The 278-nt window shown below is 71.9% G+C and carries 1 pseudogene; it reads right to left on the minus strand.

What is annotated here, in order from left to right:
* Positions 1 to 207 (minus strand): annotated as a pseudogene (locus EN845_RS35825) (DUF4167 domain-containing protein); the annotation flags it as partial.
* Positions 208 to 278 lie beyond the last annotated feature (71 nt).

The following is a 278-nucleotide window of genomic DNA, read 5'->3' on the forward strand; positions in this document are numbered from 1 at the left end:
GTCCGCGGCGTTGCCGTCATCGGCGGGGCTGTCCGCCCGGCCGGCATTGCTCTCATCGGCATTGCCCTGCTCGGCGCTATAGCCCTGCTCCGCACTGCCGCGACCGCGGCGCGGACGCCTCTGCCGGCGCCCGCCGCCATTGTCGGTCGCGGCTTCATTGCGCTCGGCCTGAGCGGCGAGGCCCGCCGGCGAGAAACTGTCGAACATCGGAGCCTGCTCTTCGGATACGAGCCCGGCTTCTGCGGACGCCTCAGGCTGCGCCTGTACATCGCTGCGGC

The sequence above is a fragment of the Mesorhizobium sp. M8A.F.Ca.ET.202.01.1.1 genome (assembly GCF_004791595.1).
GTDB lineage: Bacteria > Pseudomonadota > Alphaproteobacteria > Rhizobiales > Rhizobiaceae > Mesorhizobium.